3 protein-coding genes and 1 pseudogene are annotated in these 2,257 nt (G+C 42.9%); all 4 read left to right on the top strand.

All coding sequences use genetic code 11. The features are described 5' to 3' along the window. Window positions 1-401, top strand: a pseudogene (locus tag ACFIKO_RS09125) (phage tail protein); the annotation flags it as partial. A 5-nt stretch (window positions 402-406) separates the two neighbouring features. Then, window positions 407-787, top strand: coding sequence for a phage tail protein (locus tag ACFIKO_RS09120; protein ID WP_273724327.1), 381 nt, complete (start codon window positions 407-409; stop codon window positions 785-787). Next, window positions 784-1,008: a tail protein X gene (locus ACFIKO_RS09115; RefSeq protein WP_375620532.1), complete on the top strand. Its 225-nt coding sequence runs from the start codon at window positions 784-786 to the stop codon at window positions 1,006-1,008. Before ACFIKO_RS09120 ends, ACFIKO_RS09115 begins: the two co-directional genes overlap by 4 nt. Next, window positions 1,005-2,257 (top strand): contractile injection system protein, VgrG/Pvc8 family (locus ACFIKO_RS09110; RefSeq protein ID WP_375673852.1); only part of this gene is annotated, 1,253 nt, incomplete at its 3' end. The genes ACFIKO_RS09115 and ACFIKO_RS09110, both read left to right, overlap by 4 nt.

Below are 2,257 nucleotides of genomic sequence, written 5' to 3'. Positions count from 1 at the left end.
CTAATTGGATGAAAAAAAAGCTAGGCTTTAATGTTTCAATCAACAAAACTTCAACCCAGACCATTAAAACCTTTACCGATGAAACTAATGCACGGGCAAAAAAAATGGTTGATACAGTAGTGGTTACAAATACCCCACCTGAAAAACGCAAGAGTGGTTTTAATACAAGTGTCATTGAAACAGGACAAATGCAGGCAACAAATAAAGTGGGTGCCTTTAAAGCTCCAAAGCCAATTACGGTTCATAAGCCCGTTGAAGTAGACGCCCGTGTAACCATTACAAATCTAAATATTTCAGTACCAAATGGTCTCAAGGACGAAATCAGAGACGCTGTCAATCAAGCACTTGAACGCTATGCAAAACAGCAACGTTTAGCCATAGCCTCTAGCCTTTCGGATTAAATACCATGATGTTAGCTTTGGGTGGTTTTATTTTTTCGATTGAAACAGCAGCTTATCAAACACTTGATATGTCTTATGGAGTTCCATGGGTAGAGCAAGGGCGATTGGGGAGAAAGGCTGCTCTTCAATTGCCAGCTGTTGCAAATGCGGAATTTTCTTTAGCAGGCGTAATTTATCCAGATTTCAAAGGTGGTCACAGACAGCTCGAATATTTGCGACAAATAGCGCATATGGGACCTCACATTCTTGTGACCGGTCAAGGCAAAATCTTAGGTAAGTTTGTCATTCTTTCTGTAGAGGAAAAGCAAAGCATTTTTCATCATAATGGCACCCCCAAAAAACAAGAATTTACAATAAAATTGAGAGAATATGGTGAAGACCTATGAGTGATCTTTACGTAACAAAAGAAGGTGATATGGTTGATGCCATTTGCTGGAGATACTATGCAAAGGGTCAACAAGCCCTTGCTGTTGAACGGGTCTATGCAGCGAATTTGGGGCTTGCAGACTATGGACCCATTTTAAAAGCAGGAATCACCATAGTTTTGCCGTCCCTCCCCTATCCGAAAGCCACACCAGTGATCAGAATTTGGGGTAGCAAATCATGAAACCTTTTTGCATGGTTCTGGCAAATGGAGAAGACATCACCAAAACGCTCATGGATTATGTTTTATCAATTGAAATTACCGATGAAGCAGAAAACAAAAGTGATCGTATCACTATAGAGCTTGATGACCGCGCACGCGACAGTGATAACGGCTTTCTTGATATTCCTCTTATCGGGACAGTTATTTCCATAACACTTGGCTATGAAGGCGGAAAAAACCGCGATATGGGAGCCTATCTGATAGACGAAATTTCTGTAAGCAGCCCACCGCAAAGCTTAAGTGTTACAGGGCGCGCCGCATCAATGAACACATCTTATAGAACCCCAAAAAGCCAATCCTATCACCAGCAAACCCTTGGCAGTATTGTTCAAGAGATAGCACAGCGTAATGGCTATACGCCAAAGGTTGATCCTTCTCTTGCAAAAATCGTTGTGCGTCACATTGACCAAACAGCTGAAAGCGATATGGCTTTTGCTACACGCCTTGCAGAAGAATATGATGCGGTAGCAAAGCCCGTTGATGGCAAACTTGTGCTCGCCAAACGGGGTGAAGGCAAAGCCATCACCGGTGAAACACTCCCTATTGTTGTTATTCATGAGAAACATTGCACCTCTTGGGATTTTAAATACAGCGCACGAGATGAAGCAGGTGCAGCCAATGGCTTAGAAACGGATGTGGGGGACGATCAAAAAGCTGCAGCTGATGCACGAGAACCAGAAGAGATTGATGATGATGAAAACTTTATCCATATGGATGACAATGACAGAGCAACACCATCATCATCTGAATCGGAAAAAGCAGAAACAACACCTGAGAAAGAAGAAGAAGACAAAGAGAAAAAAGGCGGTGTTCTCGCAACCTATCATGATATCCGCAGTGGTGAAAAAAAAGAAGTCAAAGTTGGTAACCCACCGTTCCATGAACTCAAATACACCTACCATAACCAATCAGAGGCTGTTGCGGCCATTGCTGCTTATCGCAATAAATCATCACGCGGTAAGTCTTCTTTCTCATGTGATATCGGTGGTGATCCGTTTGTGCAAGCAGAAGCAAAGCTTGTTCAAGAGCCCCCTTTCCGCCCCTATATTCCAGCAGAATGGCGCATCAAGAGCGTTAAGCACAAACTTGATAAAACGGGTGGTTACACCACAAAAATAGAGTGCGAACTTTTTGATAAAGCGCAAGAAGATGCGGCTGGAAACGTTGCAAACACAACACCAGACAAGGATGATACCCTTGATCCAAACGC

It is taken from the genome of Bartonella sp. TS82HLJMH (assembly GCF_042193495.1).
In the GTDB taxonomy this organism is placed as follows: domain Bacteria; phylum Pseudomonadota; class Alphaproteobacteria; order Rhizobiales; family Rhizobiaceae; genus Bartonella; species Bartonella grahamii.
This window is presented reverse-complemented; position numbering and strand designations above follow the sequence as displayed.

Coding starts and splice junctions, on each gene's coding strand:
- ACFIKO_RS09115 (WP_375620532.1), top strand. CDS start 784: ATGAGTGATCTTTACGTAACAAAAGAAGGTGATATGGTTGATGCCATT.
- ACFIKO_RS09120 (WP_273724327.1), top strand. CDS start 407: ATGATGTTAGCTTTGGGTGGTTTTATTTTTTCGATTGAAACAGCAGCT.